Below are 19,182 nucleotides of genomic sequence, written 5' to 3'. Positions count from 1 at the left end.
CAGCTGTAACCATAGACTAATAGTATCAAAATGCATTTGATATGGGGAATTTGTTCTGTTCGATGGCCATCGAGACCATTCCCGAAATAAGATGTACTAGGAGTGATGCAGCCGTGTTACAGATGAATAAGAAAAACCGCCTATCCGCTTTTATCTTTATATTCCTTGCAGTCGTTTGCTTGTTCGCATACTCGCCAAGTGCCGATGCAAAGCCAAGCTCCCATCGGTTTGAACTGGAACAAACCTTTCGGAAGTCCCATGCGACGCTGGTCCTCAAGAATTTGAAGACCGATCAAATATACACATTCAATTCTGAAAGAAGTAAACAGCGGTTTACTCCGGAATCCAGCTTTAAAGTGGCAAATGCCCTCATCGGTTTGGAAGTCAAGGCTGTTGCTGACGAATACGAAGTCAAAAGATGGGACGGTATCGTAAGAGAGTTTCCGGTTTGGAACCGGGATCACTCACTTGCTTCGGCTATGAGGGAATCAGCGATTTGGTATTACCAGGCGATGGCTCGCGATATCGGCCAAGAGCTGATGCAGAAATACGTGAATCGAATCCATTATGGTAACCGCGACATAACCGGAGGCATCGATACATTCTGGCTGAACAGCAGCTTGAAGATCTCTGCCGTAGAACAAGCGGAGTTTATCGAAAAGCTCGTTGAAGAGAATTTGCCCTTTCAGAAGAAAACGATGAAAACGGTCAAGCGGATGATGATCGACGATGAACAGGATGAATATACGATTCATGGAAAAACCGGTTCGAGGCTGTCCGATATGGGGCTTGGCTGGTATGTCGGATATGTCGAAACGGATAAAGAGACCTGGGTATTCGCAACGAATGCAGCCGGCAGCGGTGCATTCGCGAAGCAATTAACGCTGACAACATTGGAGAAGATGAAGATCTTGAATTAAGAAAGGGAGCTCACGTCCCGCCTGATGGCTTACCTTACAGCTTAAGAGGTTCTGAATAAAGATTGGAGATTCATGCCACCGAACATAAACAGGGTCCTGACGAATAGATTGTCAGGACCCTGTGTTTTTTGTTTTAAGATTTCGAGCTGCATGACAAGAACATTGCTCAGCCTTCTACGGCAGAGCAATGAATGCTTGGACGGCAGCGGCCAATCCATGTAAATCATCGATTAGCGGGGAGTGCCCTGCATCCAAGGATACATACTGAACTGGCTTTCCATGACTTGCAAAGTCTTCTTTGATTTCTTCCGTCATCTGCTGCGTGGTAATCAAATCCTTAACACCCCAAATGACGAGGACCGGACATTGAATACGCTCCAACTCTCCTGTTCCATCCGCGAGTCCGTTGGATACGGAACTGATATTGAATCGGTTTGCGGCATCGGCAGCATCCACCATGTTACGCTGCTTCATGCAGGCATCGATGTACTTCCCACGGGTGGCAGCATCAGACTCACGTTCATGAAACAAAAGGTAGTCCATCGCCTGAGCAAAGTAAGCCCGGTCCTGCATCTGATTTGCTTGAAACGTCATGGCAAGTCCTGGGTCCTTGACTATTTCCTCTTTAGTCTTCAGACGATCGCCATCGGAATTCACGGCTGCATATCCTCTAGTCGAGATAGAGGCAAGCAGAATCAATTTTCGTACGCGATCTGGATAATCTGCCGCAAACTGCATAGCGATGCCTCCACCATTCGACCAGCCCATAACCATAACATGGCGAAGACCAAGCTGTTCTACGAATTGATGCAGATCCGAGGAAAAGTCTTTCATGTCACCAATGGGATTCTGATAGCTGGACTCGCCGTAACCACGCAAGTCTACAGCGATGAAGCGTTGGGTCATATCGGCATGCGTCAACAAGGGTTCCCACAGCTCCGAAGAAGCCATATTCCCGTGAATCAACAGCATGCAAGGTTCCGTACCTGTTCTTTCTCTATAACTCAGCGTTTCTCCATTAGGTAACAAAGCCGTTTTCACTTCAAGTGTCATGATGCCACATCCCCTCCTTACAAATCTCCTAGTTTATTCACGAATTTAACCGATAAAATGACGCTTGCCACACCCAATACGCTGAAAATGGCATATAAAAAGTCAGGATGCAACGAAATCCGCAGCAACCCGAGAAAATTAGGGAACTGCATCAGGAAGACGGCGCAAATGACCGTTGGGATGACCGCCCTTTTCCATATTCCGAACCAAAATAGCGGAATCAATGAGGCAAGCGCGACAACGATGGAGTGTAAGATCATTCGGATCGCATAATTCGCCAGGTCAGCTGCCGTCGGCGTTCCCGGGATGACATCCATCACTTGGTTGAGCGCATAAGTTGCAACACCGCCAAGAACGAAGGACACCAGCGTACCGAAGAAAACCGCCAACACAATGAACAGCACCTTGGCCATCACGAGCCTTTTTCGGCTGAGCGGATATCCGAATGAAAGAGCCATCGTCTTATTCTTATATTCTTCAATGAATACATGATTGATCAGGGACGCTCCGAACAATATAAACCCCATCTGAATGGGTATCATCAGTTCCAGAGCGGCAGCATAACTTTCGCCAAAACGAATCATCGGCATATCGGCAAAAACGACCTTGAGAAAAAATACCGGCAAGAACATAAGAATGATCCAATACGTAATCGCTTCACCGATCACTTTCTTACGATCCAGCTTCTTCCATTCCAGCTCGATTAATTTCAACATATCGGATTCATTCCTTTCCCTGAATTTGATGATAGAAATAGTCTTCCAGTGTACTGTTATATTTTTGGATCTCCTCGATTTCAATCTCATGCGCAATCAGCAGTTTGGTAATTTGACTGGTCGATACGTCCGTATCATAGACTCGGATTCGCTGATCCTGTACGATTTTGATATTGGATATACGAAGCTCATGCTCAAGTAAAAAGGCTGATTTCTGCACATTCGAGGTCATAAGTTCAATATATTCGGTACGCTGCTTTCGAATGTCGGACAACGTGACTTCGTCGACCAATTGACCGCGTTGAATGACGCCGATCCTATCGGCTACCTGCTCAATTTCCCCTAAGATATGGCTGGACAGGACAAATGTAATCCCATATTCCTGGTTCAGTGTTCGGATCAAATCCCTCATGTTTTTAATGCCGATCGGATCCAGTCCGTTCGTGGGTTCATCCAGCACGATCAATTCCGGCTTGGTGACGGCGGCCCTGGCGATGCCAAGACGCTGCTTCATGCCGAGCGAGAAATCCTTCACTTTTTTATCTTCGATTCCTTCCAATTGGACCAGGTCCAGGGCTTGACGTATAGCTCTCTTATCATAATAGCCCAAGTATTCGCAATGAATTTGGAGATTCTCCATGGCCGTCATGTGCTCGTAAAATATCGGGTATTCAATGATGCTCCCTACCCGCTTGAGGCCTTCTTTGGAGGTTTCTGAAAAATTCTTGCCAAACAGCATGATCGCTCCGGAGGTCGGAAGAATGAGCCCCGTCAGCATTTTCATGATGGTTGTTTTACCCGCGCCGTTTGGACCCAGCAAGCCATAAATCTCGCCCTTTCTCACATTGAGATTGACACGCGTTACAATGGACATCCCTTTTACGGTTTTGCTCAGATCCGAAGTTTGAATGACGTAATCCACGAAGACCACCACCGTGTTCACAATTTGATTTCCTTTGTTATCTTTATCATAGACCTGAAAATGGACTTATTCCTTTCCCATTCCTTACATGTTTCTTAAGAATGAATCGAAACGCGCGGCTGAAAAAAAAAAAGAGACGTTGAACAGAGGACAACATCTCGTGGATTAAGGTTAGTAGGTTAATTGCTTGAATTTGCATGTGAAAATGGTCTTTTTGTCAGCCTCCGAGCTGCTTAGACTGATCCATCCGTTCATTTCCTCGGTTAGGCGCTTGGAGATACTGAGTCCCAGCCCGCTTCCTTGAAATTGCGGGTTCCGGGCATCGTCCAGGGTATAAAGTCTTTCAAATACGCGTTCCTGATGAACCTCTGCGATCCCTTTGCCCCGGTCCCACACGTCTACTGCCACATATTCTCCTTCTTCCCGAACCGTCAGCCCGAACACGCCTCCGTCGCTTCCATAGCGGATGGAATTCGATATGAGATTGCTCAATATTCGATGCAGCGCATCCTTGTTGCCAAGGAAATAAAAGGGCAGCTCCGGAATGTCGATCTCAACCCGAAGATTTCTGGAAACCAGCAGGTCGTAAAACTCAAGAACGCTGTTCCGGCAAACCTCGCTCAATGATATTTTGCTTAGCGGGATATCATAATCCTCAGACTCGATTTTGACAAGGTCGAAGAATTGATTAAGCAAGGCGATCAGACTGTTTACTTTTTCATTCAACCGTTGAATGACTAGCTCCTCGTCTTGCGCGGTCAACGTATTCTTCTGATTCAGTTTTTCCGTGTAGCCGAGAATGACCGTCAGCGGCGTCTTCAAATCATGAGACATGTTTGAGATCATTTTCTTTTGGCTGTCCTTCGTTCTGGCATAATCCGCAAATACCTTCTGTTTGTTATCCAGCAAACGGTTAATCTGTGTGAGCAGCTGCCTGACGGCATCGTCGCCCGTGGGCACCAACACTTTCTCGGCTGTGTCCTGGTCCAGAATATCGGAGATTTTATTCGCTATCTCCAGGATGCTTTGATCTCGTTTCTTCTTGGAAACAAATAGCCATCCGATGATTGCAACCAATAGGGCAATGATGACGGATAAAAGAAGGACCATGTGCTAATCCCCCATTTTATATCCGATTCCCCAAATCGTCCGAATGTATTGCGGAGCTGACGGATCCTCTTCGATTTTTTCCCGGAGTCTCCGGATATGTACATTAATCACGTTCTCATTCCCGTAATAATCTTCTTCCCAAATGAGTTGATAGATTTGCTCCTTGGTGAATACCCTGCTGTGATGGGTTAGGAGCAGCTTCAAAATATGGAATTCCTTCGCGGTGAGCGGCACGCTTTTCCCTTTGACTTGTACGGAGAACGAATGCAAGTCCAGGACGAGATCCTTAAACGTAATGACGGGAGGGTCTGCAGGTTTGCTTTCCGTTTCCGCGTATACCGTTGCCCTCCGAATGGCAGCTTGAACCCTGGCTGTTAATTCGATCATGGAGAAAGGCTTGCTGATATAATCATCCGCGCCAAATCCAAGGCCCATGGCCTTGTCGAGGTCGCTGCCTTTCGCAGAAATAATCAAAACAGGAACTTTGCTGGTCTCTCGGATATGTTTGAGCAGCTCCATTCCGTTTACCTTGGGGAGCATCAAATCGAGCAAGATCAGATCGAACTTCTCTTTTTGAAAAAGCGCGAGTGCTTCCTCGCCGTCGCGTGCAGATGCAACGCTGTAATGATCCTGTTTCAGCTGGCTTTCAATCAACTGATTGATGTCGTTGTCGTCTTCAACGAGCAGAATGCGTTTTTGCATATCCTATGTCCTCCTGAGCATGCTCTGATCCATTCCACGGTTCCGATCCGAAACAGTAGTTTTTTCGATTTTAACACAAATTGGCATAATCTAGTGATCAATAGGGATGAAGCAATTACAGAAAAATCCCTTTCGCAGCAATCGGGTGCGGCTTCATGGGTGAAACAAAAAAATCCGCGTTTTCCGCGGATTAATAATGCATGTAAGTTGACAGATTGCCGCTGTTTTTGTTATTTCCACCAAACGACAGCATGATCAGGCTCCGTAGAATATTCCGATGGAGCTATTACTACCGATTCCCCAATTTGAGGAGTGAGTATGTGCACTTGTTTTTGTTTAGCAGCCATAGTCACGCGTTCGATCGGTTCATTCCAGTCATGCAAGGCCAACGTAAACCCTGCCCAATGGATCGGAATCAACCATTGCCCTTTCACATCCAGATGAGCCTGTACCGTCTCTTCAGGCATCATATGAATATTCGCCCAACGTTTGTCGTATTGACCACATTCCATGAGCGTCACATCAAATGGGCCGTATTTTTCTCCGATCTCATGAAAATGTGGACCATACCCGCTATCCCCGCTGAAATACACTCGACTCTTGTTGCTGATAATGACCCAAGACGACCATAAGGTCGAATCGCGGTCAAACAGGCTTCGCCCTGAAAAGTGTCTCGCTGGCGTGCAGATGAGTTGTAGACCGTCTAACCCGGATGCATCCCACCAATTATGTTCGGTAACGCTCGATTTTGAAATCCCCCAGCGCTCCAAGTGACCACCAAGGCCAAGCGGCACATAAAAATGCTTAGCCTTCTCCTTTAGCTTCTGAATGGAGCTGAAATCCAGATGATCATAATGATCATGTGACAAAACGACGGCATCAATGGGAGGAAGCTTGTCCAGATCAATAGGAATCTCCCTGCTATAACGTTGATTCCCAAAAACAGGGATTGGGGATGGAGACGTTCCTAACATAGGGTCGAACAGCAGCGTTTTCCCCTCGATTTCCAGCATGAATGCAGAATGCCCAAACCACGTTACACGTGTTAGCGCTTGTTGTTGTATACTTGCGGGATCTACTCGCTTTATCGGTAATGGAGAAGTCGGCTTCCGATTGGGATTCCGTTTCATGTAATCGCGTAACAGTGACATGAAGTCCGTTGTTCCCATCCTCATGGAGGTATGGATTGGATTCACAAAATGATTACGGTCGAAATTCGGGAGTTTGCGAAATTCGTTTCGTTTTTCCCTAGATACTCTTTGGCCGAATGGCGGATAATATCTCAGAAACAATGCAATGGATAGGATTAAAGCAGCGCATATTAAAAAAATGGTCATAGGGTTCTACCTCGATTTGTCCAATCTAGTCTAAGATAAAAGAATCGGATTACATAAATTGTAATGCTCCTTCTTACATTTAAGCTTTCACAGCATCCCAGCTCATAACGATAGCTGCTTCCAATTCCCGATTACCAAATCGGGTTCCGTTCTTCAGATGTGATTTCGCCAATTCGGCTACGGGTAAAATCGAATAAACGATCAACATATCCACATCTTCCGCTTTCAATATATTCTGCTTCTTTCCCGTTTCAAACATCTCGAAAATGGGTTGGAACAGGCTTGCGGTCTCGTCCAAACACCATTTCTGGGGCAATGGAGAATTCATGATTTGCTCTAAAAATAGAAAATAGTCTTTGTGCGTATATATAAACTCCACATACTTCCGGATGATCGATTCAAAGCGTTCTTTAACCGATCGCGTATCATCGAATCCCTGTAACATGCTCTTACTCATCTTGCCCTTCACCTTTAAGTAAGTCTTAAGCAGCAGATCCTCCTTATTCTCATGATAAATATAGATCGTTGCAGCCGATACATTAGCCTTCTTAGCTATTTTGGATATCGACGTTTCCGCAAACCCAATCTCATTCACTAATTGAATCGTCGCGTCAAAAATGGCTTCCACTTTGTTATCGTCTCTATGTCTCATGAAACAATAATAAACGATCATTCGTTTATAATCAAGAAACCGGGCCGGGAACTCCTCCCGAAACCCGGTTTTTGATAAGTTAGTCTGCCTGCTTCTTGAGTGCATTTTCTTTTTTCATGATGGTATGTTCATATCTTGCGATTTTATCGTTCAAGCGTTCCAGTGTGTTCGTCATTTCTTCGATTTTGTCCCCCAGTCGATTGCGCTGTTCAATCAACAATCCCTTTCGTGTTTCAAGCGTGTCGTCGCCTTGTTGAAAAAGCGAAACATACTCGATCAGTACCTCGACCGGAAGCCCAGCGCTTTGACGCATGCATTTAACAAAATCAACCCATTTGATGTCTTCCTCCGAATAATCCCTGATACCATTTTTGTTCCGGTTTACTGGCGGAATCAACCCAATTCGCTCATAATAGCGCAGGGTATCCTGGGAAAGCCCGAACCTTTCGCTGATTTCTTTAATCGTCACCGTCATGTCTTGATTCACCTTCTCTGTTCAATACCGTTTCCTGAATAAGTCAGTTGTTAAAGCTATAAGGCGCCCACAACCCGGTGAGGTATGTACGGCTCTTCCAGGGAGGCCATCTCCTCCGGCGTGAGTTTGACCGTAAGCGCGGCTGCGGCATCCTCCAGGTGAGACATTTTGGTCGCGCCGACAATGGGAGCCGTGATCGGTTCTTTCTGCAGCAGCCAGGCGAGCGCAATTTGAACGCGCGGAATGCCCCGCTCATTCGCAATGCCTGCAAGCCGTTCCACAATGATCCGATCGGCATCCGCCGTGGCATCATACTTGGATTTCTGAACCATGTCCGTTTTGGAACGCTGCGTCGTCTCCGACCAGTCTCGCGTCAATCTTCCCGATGCTAGTGGGCTGTAGGGGATCACGCCGATTTTTTCGGATTGGCACAACGGCAGCATTTCGCGCTCTTCTTCGCGGTAAATGAGGTTGTAATGGTTCTGCATCGAAACGAACCGGGTCCAGCCATTCTTTTCAGCGGTATGCTGGGCCTTGAGAAACTGCCATGCATACATGGCTGAAGCTCCGATGTAGCGAACCTTTCCGGCTTTCACCACATCATGAAGGGCCTCCATCGTTTCTTCGATAGGCGTATCATAATCCCATCGATGAATCTGGTACAGATCGACATAATCGGTACCCAGCCGCTTGAGGCTCTTGTCGATTTCGCTCATGATTGCCTTCCGGGACAGCCCCATCCCATTAGGGCCCTCGTGCATACGGAAATGAACCTTTGTCGCCAGGACGATTTCGTCGCGATTCGCATATTCTTTCAAGGCGCGGCCGACAATTTCCTCGCTTGTACCGTCCGAGTAGACATTCGCCGTATCAAAGAAATTGATGCCAAGCTCCAATGCCTTTTTAATAATAGGACGGCTGCTCTCTTCATTTAACACCCATTGATGCACCCAGCGCTCTGCTACGCCAAATCCCATGCACCCAAGACAGATGCGGGAAACATCGAGACCGGTGTTCCCTAGTTTCGCATACTCCATCATAATCCCTCCTTAGTCTTAAGTTTATCACTTGGAGTTAACTCCAGGTCAATACGCAATAAACACTCATGATGTTCCGTTTGACGCTAACCTGCAAAAACAAAAACTCCGCGTTCATCACGGAGTTTTTGCTGCAGGATTGTGTATTGCCAACTTATGAATCGCTTTGAACCGTGGATAACGAAACGAGGACCGGACCGGCAAAGTCCGAAGCTTCCTCGCCTTAATCGTTAATCCCTTTATCGCTTGAGGCTTGAAGGTATAGCTCGGCGGAGCCCAGCGGATGCTCGACGAGTTCTCCACTGTAATCGGAAACTTCGCCGGACGCCTCCAGTTCTTTCTTTCCTGCCGACTCAAGCTGCGTCAGGTCATAATTGGCAGGCAGTGCTTCAATGGTGACCTCGTATTCCGGATTGTCGCTTAGAAACAGGCATCCTTCGGCAGCGTCAAAATTGAACTTTTCAAATACGTATAAGGAAAAGCCATCGCCTCCGACTCTACATGGTAGAGTCGGCTTCGCGTTAGAAAGAGACGGATTTTTCGTTTTTATCCTGACCTTGCCAAAGCACAACCGGGATCAGCAGCAGGGCGAGTATGCTCCCGGCAAAGGAAAGTGCGGCATAACTGGAATGAGCAACCACCATTCCTGAAAGGGCCCCACCTGATGCCCCCGCAAGGGCAATCAATACGTCAACAGACCCTTGCACTTTCGCACGGTTTGTTGAGGTTGTTGCATCTACGATCAATGCCGTTCCGCTGATCAAGCCAAAATTCCATCCCAACCCTAGAAGAGATAGGGCGACAATCAATACGGTCATGGAATCAGCCGGTGCTATGGCGGCAATGACCCCTGCAAGCAAAAGCGTAACTCCAGAAGCCATTGCCATTGCCTTACGTCCGATTTTATCGACCAGGATACCGGTTATCAGGGATGGAAGATACATCGATCCGATATGAAAACCAATGACAAGCCCCACTTCGCTTAGTCCATGACCATGATGTCTCATATGTACGGGCGTCATGGTCATAATAGCTACCATTATAATTTGCGTTAAGATCATAACCACAGCGCCGATTGCGATTCCACGCTTTCCTGATCCTGCAGTATCCATTTCTTTTGCAGAACCGGCATGCTCATCCGAATTTCCCTGCATGGCTATAGCATTCGCTACCAGCAAAGGATCGGGGCGTAGAAAAATTAGCAAAACGATGCCTGCGAGAATATATGCCGCAGCTGCCAATAAAAAGGGTCCGGCCAAACTCGGTATCCCCACCGACAGCGCGAAATCGCCAGTGACGTTGACTAAATTCGGGCCTGCTACTGCACCAAAGGTAGTGAATACCATGGCCGTACTGGCTGCGGTTGCTCGTTGCTTAGAGTTGGCCAGGTCCGTCCCGGCATAGCGTGCCTGCAAATTCGTTGCGGTGCCTGCACCATATATCAATAGTGAGAGTAAGAGCAGAGTCAGGCTATTCAAGACGGCTGCTAACACGACTCCAATCGCTCCTATGCCTCCCGCCAGAAAACCGAGTCCCAATCCCAAACTGCGTCCATATCGCTGGGAAAGACGGCCAACCAGCAAGGCCGCACCTGCTGAGCCTAACGTAAACAGTGCCGTTGGTATACCCGTAAAGTTGTCGGTTCCCAGCATATCCTGAGCCAAAAGCGCCACTACGGTAATGCCTGCCGCAAGACCAGCGCCCCCGAAAATTTGTGAAACAACAACGATGTTTAGTGTCCGCCGGTACAATTTACGTTGTTTTTCGGGTGAATCCACATAGCCTTGCAGCGAAGCCGGCAGCCTCGTCATGCCTTTTTTCGAATACATTCAAATGACATCCTTCCGTAGGAATACGATAGTTGCCCGTCTGATTACCTTGAATCGCGGCCGGTTCCACAGACCTTAAGCTCTCGTCGTCGTATACCTTCATGATTGGGTGAATTGATAAATTGAAGGAAACTTGTTTCACGAAATGGCCTGCTCTTCGCTGTTTCGCTTATTCGCAAATGCTTCCCAGTCCTGAACCCTCTTGCTTAAGCGAGCCGCATCGATTCCTTTGGACTTTAGCATCTCGATGGCTTGGATAGACATTAAACAGTGAGGACCCCGGCAATAGGCTACGACTTTGGCCTTCGCTGGCAACGCATGTAGCTGTTCGGCCAGCTCTTCTATAGGTATCGAGATAGCGCCAGGAATATGAGCAGCTTCATATTCGTCCTTCGGACGAACATCGATCAGCGTTACTTCCCCTGCTTCCATGCGGCTCATGAGTTCTTCAAACGATACTTCCTCTATTTCCGATAGCTGACCCAGGAATTCATTTTTAATATGCTGGACTTCAATAAGTTGTTTTTCAGATAAACCATACAGAGAATCTAAAAAGTGCAAGACTGCGGGATCGGCGATTTCATAAATAACGAAATTCCCTCGTTTCTTATAATCGACTAGCTTGGCATGATGGAGGGTCTGCAAGTGTTGAGAGACATTCGCTATAGACATGGATGTGATTTTCGATATATTTTCTACGGATTTTGGTCCTTGTGTCAAAACATCCAGAATTTCTAAACGTTTTGGGCTGGAGAGGCATTTTCCAATTCGTGTATATTCCTTGTACAATTCGTCTTTAAGCTCTCTTTCGTTCATCGATTCACCCCCTGAAATATACTATTCAATTGATATATTGAATAGTTTAAGCGGCATTCTGGTTTGCGTCAATATTCTTTTGGCAAAGAAAACAGGCTGCCGGTTGAATGAACCAGCAGCCTGCTGCCTTGTCGTGTATTCTTGTCTGGAAGAACTCCGCGCTAGCGCAGCGTGTAATCCCCAATATGTAAAAACAACTAATCGTTTAATCCCTTTCCATTCAGGATATGCGGGATATATTTTTCAACCCTGGACTCTCGTGTTTTGGCTTGCTTAGGTGCGGAGAAATGCAGAATGTACGCTCTTTGCCGACCTGGCGTCAATGCTTCAAAAGCCTCTTTTAGGTTAGGCACTTCCTCGAACTTATTTTCCAGCTCTACAGGTATGGTGTAATCCGTATTCTTTTTAAAATTTACTTGCAGACCGGCTTTCTCCACTTCAATGGCTTCCGTAATATAGGCTCTCACGATCAGTTGCATTTCATCTATATCTTGAGCATTGGTAAACCGAATCTGGCGTGCGGCCTGAACGTTCTCCGTTTGCTGGATCAGGATCCCATGGGGATCTTTTAACAATGCGCCTTTGTGAAACAGAAGGGCACAGTAATCCTTAAAACCGTGGATCAACACGATATTTTTACCGTCGAACGTGTAACAAGGATGCATCCACTTAAAATCCTCGGTCAGCCCGCAGTCCAGCGCAATTTCTCTCAATAGCCCGAACTCTTCCTTCCACTTTTTAAGCTTATTAAAATACGGATCAATCTTTGTATTCCTTTCACCTTTTGTCATCAAGGTGCCTCCTCTGCTTTTGGTGGTTCTGGCTTGCTCGTTTGCGGTTCGATATATCTGATCAGTACAATACGGATTCTAATGTACTGGCACAAGCCCCTTTGATCTAAGTAACTCTAATTTCACTAGAGGTATACTTTTTTCAAGTTCGCCATTTGTTACTTCCAAACCCTCACGGTCGACAAACACAATAAAGTCTTCAGTTAGTATGAAGTTTTCGGACCAATTCGTTTCATTTAATGAATAGGCCACTTCCTGCCACAACTTCATACCTTCCTCCCACCAATCATCTGTATTATGCCAAAACATAATAAGATTTCTAAGTTTCTGAATTAGTTCTTGATCTGTAAGTTCTTGTTGGTACTTCCCAGGATGCTCTCCCGAATTCCAGATGGTCTCATAGTCCTTTTTGTTTTCCACTAGCTCATCTCGTATATTTTGCAAGCCAGGTTGGAAAATCGGCGAGTATACCGTATGAGCTTCATCATGTAGAAAGATGGCAAGAAAACAACAGCTTCTATCTACTAATACTCGGGACACATTACCAATTATCTCTCTTAAAGCTGCTATTAATCCTTTTTTAACTTCCTCTCGGAGAAGCGCCACGTCTTCAGCCAACATCATCACATAAATTACACCTTTTGTGCCATCTAATACTCGACTGAGAATGCCGTTCTCATCATACTCAAAATAGGTTCGGACTAAGTGATCAAAATAACCTGAATTACTTTCGTATTGAGGCTGATATACTTGGATCAACCGTTCACCCTCATATATGTAATCTTCGTACTGTAATTTATCATTCCGAGCAGAATATTCTATGCATCGCTTGATGAAACCATCGTATATCAAATATTCCTTTATAGAGTCCAATACTCCACGGACATATAATCTAGTGATGATTCGGTTGTCTTCGTAGACGGTATAAGCGTATCCATCAATTAATTCATCACAAACCGAAATGCGAAGTCTATCATGATTATCGAATTCATAATAAGTGTCCGTCTCCTCTTCAGTAATTTCCCCTGGAACCGTACTTTGTCGCCCATACCAATACGGAGAAATATCATAACGTTTGCTTATGGTGTATTCTCTCCTACAAATTGAAGACTCAGCCTCTTCTTTATAAAATTTATAATTATCTTGCGCTTCCTTACTTAATTTCAAATAGTATTCTTTATCAACCATTTTGGGCTCCTCTTTACATTATGATTGACAAGCAATTCGACACAAAGCTAAATTTCACCTTTTTTGTCCTCTTGCCCTACAGTGATTATTCACAATCTTTTTTTGCTTGATTGTCATAACAAAAAATAACCTTGGCCGACTTAAAGGCCAAGGTTATTGACATACGAGCAATTCGGAGACGATTCACGACGAGCGGAGGCTGCATCGTCCCTTCGGCTCCGATCGGTTTGGTTTTGCGTAAAGGGCTTGGCGTTGCTCCCTTACCTACTTCTACTGCTCTCATCGTATTCTAGATGGACAAATAGCCTGGTTAAAGAGCAAATCATGTTGTTTTCTCATACAAATGCTCAGGCACTGCTTGCACGAACGGAGACCACTCGCCAGTCGCGTAAAGATACAGTCGGTGCATGGCCCGCGTACAGGCCGTATAAAGAAGCTTGCGTTCGTTTTCCCTGCCGTAGGCTTCGGACGAAGCATCATAGACCAAGACCGCATCGAACTCGATGCCCTTTGCGAGATATACGGGGACAACCATCACCCCATTTTGATAGGTGACGGTCTCCTTCGTAATGAGCTGCAAGGCTTCGCATCCCTCCAACTGTAATGATTCCAATGCTTGTCGGCTTTCGGCCGCAGTCTTCGTAATGATGGCAATAGAGTCGATGCCGTCGGCTTTAAGTGCCACGATGTCTTTAAGCAACTGCGCATCATGTCTCTCTCTGCCTTCAAACCTAGCAAGAACAGGCTTCGGTCCGCTCCTCTCAAAGGGTACGATGTCCGACTCATCGATAAGCAGTTCTTTCGTGAATTCCACGATCTCCCGTGTAGAACGATAACTGCGGACTAGACGAATCAAGTTTGTTTCGGCTTCACCATAAAGCCGAAGCAGAGGCGAATCGTCCCCTTGCAGCTTTGTGGACTGCATGAAGATCGCCTGCCCGAAATCGCCGAGTACCGTCATGCGGGCACGAGGGAATAGTTTCTTTAGATACTCATATTGAAACGGCGAGTAATCCTGTCCCTCATCGACGAAGACATGCCGAATCTCTGTGTTCGTCCGAACGCCTTCGATCAATTCTTTTAAATACAAATAAGGAGTCGCATCCTCATAGAATAATTCGAGCCGATCCAGCTTTTCTTTGGTTTGCTTGCAGATTTCAGGCCACATAGCAGGGACATCGGATTCCTTCGTTTTTTCCCGATATGCAGCTACATCGCCGAATAATTGGACGTATAAGCCGTGGGCATCGATAAACGATAATTTCCTCACGGTTTGCCTCAGCGGTTTGAAGCTCTTCTTCACGATCCGCTGGCTGAGCAATTCCTCTTCCCGTCCGGCGAAATCAAAGTCGCCTTCATCTCCCCGGCGTTTATTGCTTTTTATCTCGTTCACTACGGCGTAATGCTCGGCAATGTCAAAGACTTCCCGATCCTTGTGCAGCTCGCCGAACACTTCCGCATAGAGCTCCGTATCGAGGTAACTCAGCTCCTCGACTACCCAAGACGCCTTAAGCTCCTTGCGTTCCAGTAGCGATAGCTCCTTCAGCAGCCATTTCTGTAGCTGCTCGACCCGATTGGCCAAGCTCAAGGAAGGGTCGTAGCTGTAAAATTGGGTCCTCATTTCCTCCGCCGTAATCAGATCACGCTCCAGGAATCGAATGCCTTTGAATAGCATCCCTTCCCGGCCCAGCCACTGCGCATAATTCTGCAAGGCTTTCATGAAAGACTCCGATGCCTTGTATTGAATTCCCTGCAGACGTGTCTCGTAATTCGGGGTTGATTGTGCGGTCAGCACATATTCGATCTGATCAAAGGGATCCTCCAGTCGCAAGGATGGACCCAGCCAGTATTCGAGATATTCCTGCAGCGTCGTCTGCTGCATGTTCTCCTCGCCGAGCTCGGGAAGAACAGAGGATACATAGCTGTTAAAAATCGGATTCGGCGAGAAAAGAACAATCTGGTCAGCCTTCAGCGAATCGCGGTTTTTGTACAGCAAGTACGCCACGCGCTGCAAGGCCGCAGAGGTCTTCCCGCTGCCGGCCGCGCCTTGTACGATCAGAAGCCGGCTGCGATCGTTTCGGATGATGGCGTTTTGCTCCCGCTGAATAGTGGATACGATGCTTTTCATCTGTGAATCTGCGCCCTTGGCTAGCATTTGCTGGAGCAGCTCGTCGCCGATCGTCAGGTTCGCATCAAACATATTTCGAATTTGACCGTTGTGAATCTGATACTGACGTTTCAGCTCCATCCTTCCCGAAATCTGCCCCATCGGCGTGATGTATGAGGCCTCGCCTGGGGAGTGGTCGTAGTAAAGACTTGCGATGGGAGTACGCCAATCATACACCAGAAAGTTCATTCCATCTTCATCGATGAAGGATGATACGCCGATATAAATCTGCTCGCTCAGGTTCATGCCGTCTTCCAGAAAATCGACGCGCCCGAAATAGGGAGAAGGCAGCAACTGATTGAAGTTCTTCCATTGCTGGGTCAGAAGCCGCTGCCGGCGTTCCCGTTCGGATAATATCGCGGCCTGTTGTTTGATCGTATAGAATGTTTCTTCGAATTCTTCATCCGTGCTTGTGTTGACCGTTACTTCTTCCCAGAATCGTCTGCGTATCTCAGCAGCCTGATCGCTTAGCCCGGTAACCACAGGTTCCAACTCGCCAATCCTTGCTTTCAGCTTTTCCCTGACCTGTTCCAGCCGTTCTTGTTCTGTCTGCCATTCATTTGCTTCCATGATATTCTGACACACTCCTTTTACCATTTTATGGGGATAAAAAAGAGCATTGACAAATCAGAGGTCACTGGTGTACAATCAAATTAGGAATAGTAATGATAATGCCAGTTAACTTGATTTTTTCAATTGCGCTATTGATTATAACATAGCGTCTTTTTCATGTTCAATATTTTTTTATTTTCGCTTGGCTTACGGCCAAGCTTTTTTATTTCTCCATATGACGAACTTCTCCGCTCTCCCTCTTAATTCCTTGTCCCTTTGCGTATCCCCTTCTCACCAACGATCCATCCGTCCGTTTCATGGAGGAATTTAATAGTACTTAACAAAAAAGCAGCCGATTACGCGTCGGCTGCCTTCTTAATATGGATCTATCGGATTTCTTGCTGTTCATTCACTTGCCTGTGAATAAGTTATTATCATACCCGGTATACATATGAACAATGCGATTAACCGGTTACGCGATTCACGATTTTCAGTACGGCATCCCTCGTTAATTTGCTTCCGCCAGCAGATATGAGATTTACTGTGGCATGAGCTAAGGATAATGGGATTTTGCAAAATTTCAATGCCGGACCATCCTTCAAATCGGCAATATATGAATCGGCAATTTGTAAATTGCGGCGTGTGTATTGCTGCATCTCCTTAAATCCCCAACCATCCGGATAGAAGTCGACGCCGCGATGAAGATCCTCTTCTCTATTGCGAAGGATATTTACCGCTTGCAGTCCTCTTCCGAAGGCAATTGCTTTGGTTGAATCAGACTGCGTCCCGTCATGCCAGAGCCAGAGCTCGGATAACATTTCTCCAACCATCCCAGCCACGCTATAAGTATATCTGTCCAAATCCTCTTCCGTGTGGATATTCCACCCGCTTTGAACCCACTGCGCCATATGTAACGACATCTTCGCGATGTAACGATATACGATCGGGGCGCCGGATGACGGACAAAGAAGCGCCCAGTCATCGATCTGCATCGTAACGTCCGGTAATATTTCTTGGTAAGGTGAGAGCAAATGTTGTGTGCGGGTTACCATCATATCCTCGGATTTGAATATATCATGAATGCCAAGCAGCAGTTTCACTTTCAATTCGTCCGTGAGTTCTTTATGGTCCTCGATTTCGTCAATTGCCCTCATGCATAGATAGGCAGATGTAACAGCCTCCTTTAATCCCAGTTCCAAATAACTGATGGGAATATAAAAAGTCCGGCTCGTCTTCTTTAACATGATCATCGCTTCATTCAGGGTAACGTTACTAATGAGTATTCCCTCCAAGTATCAGACTCAGCTTTATATTAATTATTACTATGATAACATACATGAGCATTTTGCATAATTCCGAATTTGGATAAATCATAGGAAGAACAGACATTGTCTCGTCTCTAAATCACGCGTTTTCTGAAAAAGGACAGACCTCCAGAATTTTTGAAGTTTGAACTTTTTAAGCGGCGGCTTGCTTTCTTCTCGAAGCAGTTGAGAGCGCAGATACGAGTAGGACGATGGCGTTCAAATACTGCTGCGTAGTGACTTTTTGAACGCCCCAGACATGCAGGCTATCCGCGGACAAATACGTTTTCATTCGAGAATTGCACCGTTCCACGCTGGTTCGTTCATTGTAAAGCTCTTTCCAGCGCTTGGTATCGCGATGCGGATTACTATATCGCCTTAGATCGTCCTTCGTATCGACTTTGACGACCATGCCATAGTTGGACGCTGAGCAAGTGGCCATGCCTAACGGGCAATCTACTTTGCCTGTGGCATGCGGACAACGAAACTTCAAGTAATCGCCGTCGGCGCCCCAGTAAGTCATCGCGAACCCCATCGTACAGCAGGGTGTTCCGTTTGTCGTCATGCCAGCGGGCGGTTCTTTTTCTCCCCGAGGATTGAGAGGAATAATGGCTTGAGCGTTCACCTTTCGAGCCGCTTCGTACACTTTCATTTGGTCATAGCCCGCATCAAGCATGAAGAATCTCGTGCGTTTATCGACAGCAACCTTCTCAATCAGGCTCGGCGCCATTTCTCCATCATTCACATGCGCTGGCGTGACTTCGAGCGCAAGTGGAAGTTCGCTTTTCGTATCCACCGCCAAGTGGAGCTTATAGCCGAACCAAGTCACTTTATTACCGAAGGAGTCGAACTTCGCTCCCCAGTTCGCATTGCCCGTTTGCTCGCTTTTTCGCTTAGGCTGCTTCTTTTCGTAAGCGTGAATCGAGGCACTGTCGATCGCAACATGATTTCCGTCGATGATGCCGTCTTGCTTGCAGCGATTGACCAAGTCTTCGAACAACTGTTTGGCCAGCTCTTTCTTCGTCAGCTCGGCAAAGACTCTGCTTAATGTAGCGATGGATGGAGCCTCGCGGTCGAGTGGAAGTCCGCATTGATAGCGAAACCTAAGATCGGTACTCAGTCGATGATGTAAACCAGTAAATGTCTGGATACGTTCTAGAGGAGCAGCAAGAAGGGCGCGCAAAATGCCTTCTCTGCAATGCCCGTCGGCTCCTCGGGGTGAACGACTTCTCAGTTCTTTCGCGTAAGGACGGAGGTCCAGCACACTGAAAAAGATCGGCAAACGATCTTTTGACTCGATTTTTAGCAGTTCCTCAAAGGAAAACAGACTTTCTTGGAGAATATACAAGAGACTTTACCCCTTCTTGAGTTTTCTGGATTGGTCTCTTGAAAACTTCTGCAAGTTGGGGTAAAGTCCCTTTTTTATGCCTGAAAATCCTTGCGTAGCAAGGGCTTAGATTACTGCAAAATACTCACATAGATATGGTTAAAGCAAATTTGCTAAAGTCCATCGTTAAAACAAAAAAAGCCGCGGTTTCCACGGCTTTCTATGCATGTATAATCTTATCCTATTTAAACACGGCGAACTTAGCAGATTAGCGGATTCCGTTC

18 protein-coding genes are annotated in these 19,182 nt (G+C 46.4%); 1 reads left to right on the top strand and 17 read right to left on the bottom strand.

Translation table 11 applies throughout. The annotated features are described in order from the left end of the window. Positions 1-122 precede the first annotated feature (122 nt). Complete coding sequence (gene blaOXA, locus AC3RCL_RS13875) at positions 123-920, top strand: class D beta-lactamase (protein ID WP_492536354.1); 798 nt, start codon at positions 123-125, stop codon at positions 918-920. A 174-nt stretch (positions 921-1,094) separates the two neighbouring features. Here the strand turns inward: blaOXA and phaZ are convergent, their stop codons facing one another. The 17 genes from phaZ to AC3RCL_RS13790 form a co-directional block, all read right to left on the bottom strand. Beyond that, entirely contained in the window at positions 1,095-1,973 is an 879-nt protein-coding gene (gene phaZ, locus AC3RCL_RS13870; RefSeq protein WP_213578859.1) for an intracellular short-chain-length polyhydroxyalkanoate depolymerase, read from the bottom strand. A gap of 17 nt (positions 1,974-1,990) precedes the next feature. Then, positions 1,991-2,689, bottom strand: coding sequence for an ABC transporter permease (locus AC3RCL_RS13865; protein ID WP_492535823.1), 699 nt, complete (start codon positions 2,687-2,689; stop codon positions 1,991-1,993). Between the two features lie 7 nt (positions 2,690-2,696). Next, on the bottom strand, positions 2,697-3,611 hold the full coding sequence (locus AC3RCL_RS13860) for an ABC transporter ATP-binding protein (RefSeq protein ID WP_492536352.1): 915 nt from the start codon (positions 3,609-3,611) through the stop codon (positions 2,697-2,699). Between the two features lie 171 nt (positions 3,612-3,782). Next, on the bottom strand, positions 3,783-4,721 hold the full coding sequence (locus tag AC3RCL_RS13855; RefSeq protein ID WP_332296012.1) for a sensor histidine kinase: 939 nt from the start codon (positions 4,719-4,721) through the stop codon (positions 3,783-3,785). Between the two features lie 3 nt (positions 4,722-4,724). Then, complete coding sequence (locus AC3RCL_RS13850) at positions 4,725-5,423, bottom strand: response regulator transcription factor (protein ID WP_492535821.1); 699 nt, start codon at positions 5,421-5,423, stop codon at positions 4,725-4,727. A 230-nt stretch (positions 5,424-5,653) separates the two neighbouring features. After that, positions 5,654-6,436, bottom strand: coding sequence for an MBL fold metallo-hydrolase (locus AC3RCL_RS13845; protein ID WP_492535819.1), 783 nt, complete (start codon positions 6,434-6,436; stop codon positions 5,654-5,656). A gap of 403 nt (positions 6,437-6,839) precedes the next feature. Then, positions 6,840-7,388, bottom strand: coding sequence for a TetR/AcrR family transcriptional regulator (locus AC3RCL_RS13840; protein WP_332296009.1), 549 nt, complete (start codon positions 7,386-7,388; stop codon positions 6,840-6,842). A 103-nt stretch (positions 7,389-7,491) separates the two neighbouring features. Next, positions 7,492-7,887, bottom strand: a complete 396-nt coding sequence (locus tag AC3RCL_RS13835; protein ID WP_332296008.1) for a MerR family transcriptional regulator — start codon at positions 7,885-7,887, stop codon at positions 7,492-7,494. Between the two features lie 56 nt (positions 7,888-7,943). After that, on the bottom strand, positions 7,944-8,924 hold the full coding sequence (locus tag AC3RCL_RS13830; protein WP_492536350.1) for an aldo/keto reductase: 981 nt from the start codon (positions 8,922-8,924) through the stop codon (positions 7,944-7,946). Positions 8,925-9,147: 223 nt separating this feature from the next. After that, positions 9,148-9,495: a DUF8580 domain-containing lipoprotein gene (locus tag AC3RCL_RS13825; protein WP_492535816.1), complete on the bottom strand. Its 348-nt coding sequence runs from the start codon at positions 9,493-9,495 to the stop codon at positions 9,148-9,150. Beyond that, positions 9,446-10,753, bottom strand: coding sequence for an MFS transporter (locus AC3RCL_RS13820; RefSeq protein WP_492535814.1), 1,308 nt, complete (start codon positions 10,751-10,753; stop codon positions 9,446-9,448). The genes AC3RCL_RS13825 and AC3RCL_RS13820 overlap by 50 nt, the downstream gene beginning before the upstream one ends. A gap of 138 nt (positions 10,754-10,891) precedes the next feature. Next, positions 10,892-11,569, bottom strand: a complete 678-nt coding sequence (locus AC3RCL_RS13815; RefSeq protein ID WP_096774024.1) for an ArsR/SmtB family transcription factor — start codon at positions 11,567-11,569, stop codon at positions 10,892-10,894. Between the two features lie 197 nt (positions 11,570-11,766). Then, entirely contained in the window at positions 11,767-12,360 is a 594-nt protein-coding gene (locus tag AC3RCL_RS13810; protein ID WP_213578867.1) for a YdeI/OmpD-associated family protein, read from the bottom strand. A gap of 78 nt (positions 12,361-12,438) precedes the next feature. Continuing rightward, the gene (locus tag AC3RCL_RS13805; protein WP_492535812.1) at positions 12,439-13,548 is read right to left on the bottom strand and encodes a hypothetical protein; all 1,110 of its coding nucleotides are present in this window, start codon (positions 13,546-13,548) and stop codon (positions 12,439-12,441) included. A gap of 322 nt (positions 13,549-13,870) precedes the next feature. After that, complete coding sequence (gene helD / locus AC3RCL_RS13800; protein WP_492535810.1) at positions 13,871-16,285, bottom strand: RNA polymerase recycling motor HelD; 2,415 nt, start codon at positions 16,283-16,285, stop codon at positions 13,871-13,873. A gap of 446 nt (positions 16,286-16,731) precedes the next feature. After that, positions 16,732-17,517 (bottom strand): squalene/phytoene synthase family protein, encoded by a 786-nt coding sequence (locus AC3RCL_RS13795; protein ID WP_492536348.1) that lies wholly within the window; start codon positions 17,515-17,517, stop codon positions 16,732-16,734. Positions 17,518-17,725: 208 nt separating this feature from the next. After that, complete coding sequence (locus AC3RCL_RS13790; protein WP_028407136.1) at positions 17,726-18,919, bottom strand: transposase; 1,194 nt, start codon at positions 18,917-18,919, stop codon at positions 17,726-17,728. Positions 18,920-19,182: the final 263 nt, after the last annotated feature.

The organism is Paenibacillus sp. MT86, from assembly GCF_058792535.1.
Note: the sequence above shows the minus strand (reverse complement) of the source record. Positions and strands in the feature narration are given on the sequence as shown.